The organism is Paenibacillus cisolokensis (assembly GCF_018403665.1).
Classification (GTDB): domain Bacteria; phylum Bacillota; class Bacilli; order Paenibacillales; family Paenibacillaceae; genus Paenibacillus_AH; species Paenibacillus_AH cisolokensis.
Genome location: NZ_BOVJ01000145.1, coordinates 1 through 6977 on the forward strand (window position 1 = coordinate 1; position 6977 = coordinate 6977).

Annotated in this window: 8 protein-coding genes and 2 pseudogenes; 7 read left to right on the plus strand and 3 right to left on the minus strand. The window is 59.3% G+C overall.

Annotated features, from left to right (window positions below; genetic code table 11):
• The 7 genes and pseudogenes from PACILC2_RS19170 to PACILC2_RS19180 all read left to right on the plus strand — a co-directional run.
• Positions 1–378, plus strand: a pseudogene (locus PACILC2_RS19170) (extracellular solute-binding protein); the annotation flags it as partial.
• 97 nt (positions 379–475) lie between these two features.
• Entirely contained in the window at positions 476–1234 is a 759-nt protein-coding gene (locus PACILC2_RS27255) for a cache domain-containing protein (RefSeq protein ID WP_244863643.1), read from the plus strand.
• A complete protein-coding gene (locus tag PACILC2_RS27260; protein WP_244863644.1) occupies positions 1177–1503 on the plus strand; it encodes a hypothetical protein in 327 nt (108 codons plus the stop codon). The genes PACILC2_RS27255 and PACILC2_RS27260 overlap by 58 nt, the downstream gene beginning before the upstream one ends.
• A gap of 26 nt (positions 1504–1529) precedes the next feature.
• Complete coding sequence (locus PACILC2_RS27265) at positions 1530–1643, plus strand: HAMP domain-containing protein (protein WP_244863645.1); 114 nt, start codon at positions 1530–1532, stop codon at positions 1641–1643.
• A gap of 92 nt (positions 1644–1735) precedes the next feature.
• Entirely contained in the window at positions 1736–1969 is a 234-nt protein-coding gene (locus PACILC2_RS27270) for a histidine kinase (RefSeq protein ID WP_244863647.1), read from the plus strand.
• Positions 1945–2352, plus strand: a complete 408-nt coding sequence (locus PACILC2_RS27275; protein ID WP_244863646.1) for a sensor histidine kinase — start codon at positions 1945–1947, stop codon at positions 2350–2352. Before PACILC2_RS27270 ends, PACILC2_RS27275 begins: the two co-directional genes overlap by 25 nt.
• 2 nt (positions 2353–2354) lie before the next feature.
• On the plus strand, positions 2355–3962 hold the full coding sequence (locus tag PACILC2_RS19180; protein ID WP_213530176.1) for a response regulator: 1608 nt from the start codon (positions 2355–2357) through the stop codon (positions 3960–3962).
• Here PACILC2_RS19180 and PACILC2_RS19185 read toward each other — a convergent pair.
• The 3 genes and pseudogenes from PACILC2_RS19185 to PACILC2_RS19195 all read right to left on the minus strand — a co-directional run bounded on the left by PACILC2_RS19185 (position 3856) and on the right by PACILC2_RS19195 (position 6758).
• Positions 3856–4833: an alpha/beta fold hydrolase gene (locus PACILC2_RS19185; RefSeq protein WP_213530172.1), complete on the minus strand. Its 978-nt coding sequence runs from the start codon at positions 4831–4833 to the stop codon at positions 3856–3858. The two genes, PACILC2_RS19180 and PACILC2_RS19185, sit on opposite strands and share 107 nt — an antisense overlap.
• Before the next feature lie 381 nt (positions 4834–5214).
• Complete coding sequence (locus PACILC2_RS19190) at positions 5215–6168, minus strand: D-2-hydroxyacid dehydrogenase (protein WP_213530174.1); 954 nt, start codon at positions 6166–6168, stop codon at positions 5215–5217.
• 160 nt (positions 6169–6328) lie between these two features.
• A pseudogene (locus PACILC2_RS19195) lies at positions 6329–6758 on the minus strand (methylglyoxal synthase).
• Positions 6759–6977 lie beyond the last annotated feature (219 nt).

Below are 6977 nucleotides of genomic sequence, written 5' to 3' on the forward strand. Positions count from 1 at the left end.
TTTGATGCAACGCTAGTGGCGTCATACACCTTCTGGATGCTGATGGATACGAACATGAATTTGCAGTGGGCGCCGCCGAGCGTCGAGCCCGCCAAGCAGCTTGAGGATTGGACCAAAGGCAAAACGAAAAGCTTTTCCCAATTCGATCAGATCAATCCGACCGGCAATTCCGAAGAGGGCATCGCCAATACGAAGATCGGACAGCTATGGGGGAAAACGCTGCCGAAGCTGCTGCTCGCCAAAACGGACGAGGAATTCGACAAGCTGTTCGACGAATTTTTGAAAAAGCGCGAAGAAGCGGGCTATGAGAAGGTGCGCGCTTATCAGCAGCAAAAATACGAGGAAAATGTAAAACGGCTCGAAGAGTTTTTGAAATAAGCCGTTCGGACCGCCGGATGGCCGTCCGTCCCCGAAAACCCAAATTCGTTTGGGTTTTCGGCTTTCTTCGTCAAAGTCAAAGGATGTGATGCGCGATATGTTCAGACGACCCGGCTCCGCCTTAGAACGCTGGCTCGTCCGAATCGGCCAGCTGTCGCTGCAGAAGCGGTTGTTCATCATTTATATTTTGATCATTTTGCTGCCTGGCGTGCTCATATCCGTTCCGGTGTTCAACCAGCTGTCGCACAAGTATTTGGAAGACGTGCGGAAAACGAATATAACCGCGCTCGAATTTGAAACGGTCAATATCGCCCGCAGCATCGAAACGATGGAACGGGCGGCGCAGCTGGCCGTCTCCGACAAAGATATTTTGTACTATCTGGAGCAGACGAGCGAACCGAACACAAGCGAATTGATCGATTTTAACCGGAACGCCGTAGCCAATCTGCTCCGGCTCCAGTACAACAATCCGAACGTCGAGCATATCCGGCTCTATGCGGAAAGCCCGTTCGTCATCGAAATATGGCCGGTGTTCATTCAGGCGTCGCGGATCCGCGGCGAGCCGTGGTATGAGAAGGTGCGGGAGCGAAACGGCAAGGAACTGTGGACGTTCGACCGGCAGGACCGCGATCCGATACTGCGCAACGTGGACGCCGAAAAAGTGAACCGGCCGAAAATTTCGCTGCTGCGCGAAATCGAATACCCGATCGGCCGGGACGTCGGCATTATGCAGATCGACATGCTGCTTGCCAATTTTTTCCGAACACGTTCCGGGACGCGCATGACGGGCAGTCGCAAATGTTCGTCGTGGACGGAGACGGCCGGTTTTATTATGACGCTTCGAGCCCGTTTCTGAACCGGACAGGGCTTTCGACGCAGCAACTGGCGAGCCGGCTCGAAAGCCGGGAGCCGGGCGTGCACAGCGTTACGTTTACGGCCGGCAACCGGCCGTTTCTGTGCGCGTATGTGTACAACGAACGGATCGGCGCCTATCTGATGCGCGTCGCGTCGCTGGAAAACGCACTTGCCGCCGTCAACCAGACCCGAAACGGCATGCTGGCGGTCATTCTTGGCCTGTTCGCCGTCTTGTCGGCCGCAACTTATTTTTGCTCTCCTACATTTTGAAAAAATTGCGCGTGCTGACCGAATCGATGAAAAAGGTCAGACAGGGCGATTTCAACTTCGATCTTTCGATTAAAGGCGGGGGAGAGGTGGGGGAGCTTGCCCATCATTTCCGCAAAATGCTGAAAAAATCAACGAGCTGATCGCCGAAGCCGTCACGAAAAACGCCGCAACGAAGGAAGCGGAGCTGAAATCGCTGAAAAATCAGATCGATTCCCATTTTCTGTACAATACGCTGGAAAACATCAAGATGCTGGCCGAAATCGAAAATCAGCCGGCCATCTCCGACGCGCTGACTTCGCTCGGCGGCATGATGCGCTACAATTTGCAGTGGAGGAGCGAATATGTGCCGCTGCGAGACGAGCTGAATCATATCGCCAATTACGCGGCCATTATGAACATTCGCTTTGCGGAAAAATCGTCATCGTCAATGAGATACCGGATATGTATCTGGACCGCCAGCTTTTGAAAATGTCGCTGCAGCCGATTATCGAAAATGCGGTTCAGCACGGCGCCGCGCCGTCCCGGAAACGCGATCTGACGGTAACGCTGCGGGCGAGAACGGAAGGAGACGCGATGATCATCGAACTGACCGATGACGGCGCCGGCATGCCGGAGCAGAAGGTCGAGGCGCTCAACCGGATGTTCGCGGAGGACGATCCGGAGCGTTCCGCGTACTGCGGGCAACGAGCCGATCGTCCCGCGCGCGGCGGCATCGGTCTGCGCAACGTCAATCAGCGCATGAAGCTGTTTTACGGCAAAGCGTACGGTTTGCGGGCCGAAAGCAAAGAAGGGGAGTATACGCGCATCTGCATGAGCGTTCCACATATCGACTCGGGAGGCGAGCTATAGTGATGCGGACTTTGCTGATCGTGGATGACGAACCGAATATCCGATTCGGACTGAAGGCGATGATCGAGCGGGAACAACCCGGACGCTACGACTTCTGCTTCGCGTCCGACGGGGAAGAGGCGCTCGTTCATATGCGGAGCCGGACGATCGATCTGGTCATAACCGATATTCGCATGCCGGGAATGGACGGCCTCGCGCTGATCCGCGAAATCCGTTCGTACGCCTCCGCTCCCGAGGTGCTGATTCTGAGCGGCTACGACGATTTTCAATACGCGAAGGAAGCGATCCGTTACGGCGTCAAAGAATATTTGCTCAAGCCGATCGTGCGCGAAGAGCTGTTCAAGGCGCTGGAGCGGGCCGGCAGCGAGCTGGACCGGCAGCGGGAAGTGGCGGGCCGGCTGAACGCGCTCGACCGGGCCCGGGACGAGCTGCTGGCGGCGCAGCTCAATTATATATGGCTTCATCCGGACATCGGGGAGGAAGAAGTGGAGCGCCGCTGTGCCGATATCGGCTTAAGCGCGTTCGAGCCGCTCTATTATGTCGGCATCCTGCGCTGCCCGGCAGGAGAGCGCTGTCTGGCGGCGGCGCGCCGCTGCTTGGCCGCGGCCGTCAAGGAAAGCGGCGACGGCGCTGCGGCATCCGCGAGAACCCGGGCCGTCGCGGCGGAGGACAAGGACGGACAGCTCGTCTTCGTGACGAACGACGCGGCATTGCCGGACGTGCTGATGGCGTATCTTGCGGCGGAGCGGCACGATCGCAGCTGCATCGGCTTCAGCGCCGGACTTCGCCGGATCGGGGAATTGAAGCGCGGTTTCCAGCAGGCTTCCCGCGCGCTGAAATATCGGTTGCTGCTGTCCGGAGCGGCGGGGCGGGTAATCCGGTACGACAGCGTGAAGGAACAAGGCCGCGACTACGTCGTGCCCGTCGAGGCGATTCGCAAGCTGGCGAATATGCTGGGCACCGACCGCGACAGCGAAATGAAGGCGCTGCTTGCCGAGCTGCTCGACGCGAACCGGCTGGCGCGGTACGACATCGCCCTGACCGAACGGATCAGCGCGGCGCTGAACGAGCATGTGTTCGATCAGGCATTCAACCGGTACGGGGAGGAATCGGTCGAAATTATCCGGATGTACAAGCAGGCGGGAGACTTGTGCCGATTCGAGACGATTCGGGATTATCACCGCTGCGTCGAAGATTTGCTGCTGCGGCTGAACGATTACATTCGCGGGCTGCGTTCGGTTTACGGCGAGCATCAGGAGCTTCGCAGGGCGGTCGAATATATTCACGACCATTACGATCGGGATCTGAATATGGCTACGGTCTCGAACCATGTCTCGCTAAGCTATACGTATTTCAGCCAGGCGTTCAAGGAATACACCGGCGAGAGCTTTGTCGTTTATTTGAAAAAAGTCCGCATCGGCAAGGCGAAGGAGCTGCTTGTCCGGACAGACGATAAAATTTACGAGATCGCCGCAAAGGTCGGCTTCGACAGCGTCAAGCAATTCAACCGCGTGTTTCGGGAACTGGAGGGCGTTTCGGCGCAGGAGTACCGGACCGTCCGGCGGGAGCTTTGGGAAAGCCGCCAGCATTCCCCGTTTCCGCGGGTCTGAACGGAGCCGTTCCATCGTGCCGGCGGAGAAAGTCGACGCATGCCCGGTCGACGGCGCCGCCTCCCCGGCCAAGCCAGATCAGGTGCCCCCAGGCGTCCGCTTCCGCGAATTCGGCATGCGGAATATGCTCGCAGGCGTACCGGGCATTCCGGATGCCGACCGACATGTCCCACGGGCTGTGCACGATAAGCGCGGGAGCCCGCACCGCTTCCAGATCGGCCTTCCGCAGCTGCCCCGCCTGCTTCAGGTCGAGGGCGAATCCGCTGCCCGACCGCTGGCGATTGTTCATCCGGCGTACCGCTTCGATATCGAGCGGCCCCATCCGGCGCTCGATCTCCTTCGGCGGAAGCAGGCTGATGTTCCGCGCGATGAGCCGGAATCCGAAGCGCGGCCATATATTGCTGGCGAGCCGCAGCGCCAGCCAGGTGTAACGTTCGAGCCATGGCCCGAACAGGATTCTCGCCATCTTGTATTCCCGATGGTCCGGCGTCAGCCATTGGCCGGTTACCGCGCTTAGCAGGACGAGGCCGCGGACGCGCTCCGGATAAAGTCCGGCGAAGCGAATGCCGCTCGGCCCTCCGGCAGAGAAGGCGATGACGTGCACGGCGTCAGCGCCGAGATGGTCGAGCAGACCGGCATAGGCTTCGCAAGCCTCGTCAAGCGTGCGCCCGATCGCTTTGGACGAGCGCCCGTATCCCGGACGCGACGGCGTAATAAGCCGGTAGCCTGCCGCTATTAGCTCGCGGTAGCCGAATTCCTCGCGGCAATTGGAATGGCCCCCGTGCATCATCAGCACCGGCTTGCCTTCCCCGACAACGGAATATTCGAACGGCTCGCCTCTCCATGTCCACAGCCGAATGTCCCTGCGCATGCGCTCCTCCTCCTGTCTTCCTTATTTTCCCAGGTCTTGCCCTCATCATCCCTTCGGAATGCCGCGGTACGCCGTAGGCGAGCAGCCCATCATCTTTTATGACCGGCTGGACCGGGCAGCGGAAGGGGGAACCGCGGGCACGGTCGAGCCCGGCGGCACAGCGGGCTGGCACCTGGACCTGACGTTCGGCCGGCGCTGACCGAAGCGGCCGCGCATCCCCGGGCACTGACCGAAGCGGCCGCACCCCTCGGCCCGGCGTTCCGCTTCCCGTATCGTTTGCCATGCGGTGCGAATGGCGCGAGCGAATAAGGATCTGGAGGTTCGCAGTCATGCGCCCGGCGGGGGCAGCGCGAGCGAATAGCGGGTCGATCCTAGGCCCGACTAGTAGCGCCGCTCGTAATCGACGATGTTGCGCGCCGGCCGTCCTTCCCGCAAATACGTTTGCAAATTGAATACGAACAGCTCGGTTATCCGCTCCTTGTAACGGTTCGTCAGGCCGGACGTATGCGGCGTTATGATGACATTGTCCATCTTCCATAGCGGATGGTCGGCCGGCAGCGGTTCGGGGTCGGTGACGTCGAGGCCGGCGCCGGCGATCGTCCCGTCCCGCAGCGCCTCGACGAGCGCGTCCGTATCGACGGTGGCACCGCGCCCGATATTGAGGAAGCGGGCCGTACGCTTCATGCTGCGGAAGGCGTCCGGGCCGAACAGCCCGCGCGTTTCGGCGGTCAGCGGCAGCGCGTTGACGACGTAGTCGCTTGCGGAAAGTACATCGTGCAGTCCGGTTAGATCGGTCATCGCGTCGAAGTCTGCGTCCGGCCTGCCCGAGCGGCGGACGCCGAGCGTGCGCATGCCGAACGCTTTGGCGATCCGGGCCAGCCGTCCGCCGATCGCTCCCGCTCCGACAATGCCGATCGTTTGCCCGTACAATTCGCCGAACGTCCCCGAGCTGTCCCATACGCCTTTCGCCTGATTGCGAATGGCGGTATGCACGTTCCGGGCGAAAGCGAGCATCATCGCAAAAGCCGTCTCGGTCATCTGGATCGGATGGATGCCGCTCGCATCGGTCAGAATGACCCCTTTGGCCGCCAGCGCGTCCAGCGGCAGCTTGTCGACGCCGGCCGACCACGTCTGCACCCACCGCAGCTTCGAATCGGGGCGCAAACCTTCCGTTTCCACCGCAGGACACCAGCCGCAGACGACTTCCGCGTCGCGAAACGATTCGGCGTCAAGCTCGGACGGTCTTCCGAACAGGATCGACCAGCCGGGAGCGGCCGCCCTGATTTTATCCTCTTGTTCCGGCGTCAGGCCGTGCATGCATATCATCTTCCGCATATTCCTCATCCTTCCGTGGCAGCTGTCGGCTGCGCGGCGCTCCGGTACAACAACGCCGCGCATCGTTCTATGGACCAGTATATCATCTCTGTCTCGCGAAAGGACACAAAACGAGACGCCAAGACAAGGAAACCACGGATCGCGAACCAAAGCGGCAGCGTCATCCTTCCGTTCCGTTGCGTCTGTCGTTCCGGTACCGGTGCACGACGTCCCGCCAGCCGAGTTCCTGACGCTGGATGGCCTTGACGAGCAATTCCGCCGAGGCGATGTTCGTGGCGACCGGAATGCATTGCACGTCGCACAAGCGCAGCAGCGCCGTCACGTCGGAGCCGTGCGCCAGCGCGGCGAGCGGATCGCGGATGAAAAGACAGCGTCGATTTCGTTCTGCGCGACGAGGGCGCCGATTTCCTGATCCCCGCCGAAAGGTCCGGACTTCAGACAACATACGTTCAGGTTCGTGGCCTTCATAATTCTCGATCCCGTCGTTCCGGTCGCGAACAGCGTATGCCGGGCAAACACATCGCGGTAGGCGACAGTCAGATGGATCAGCTCTTCTTTTTCAGATCATGAGCAATCAGCGCAATATTCATCCGGCCGCTCCCTCCTTCTTATACGTTATATTATATGACGCAAAATGGTGGTGGTGTCTTTATACTACCTTCTTTTTTTTGTCAATATCAATATTTATGTAATTTTATATTACATTTAATAAAAGGAAGTTGTTAAATTTGTTATGTATACGTTATATAAAGTTACATTAAGTGCTTTCATGATGAGGCGGATGAGGAGTTCGCTGTGGCCCGCTGGAA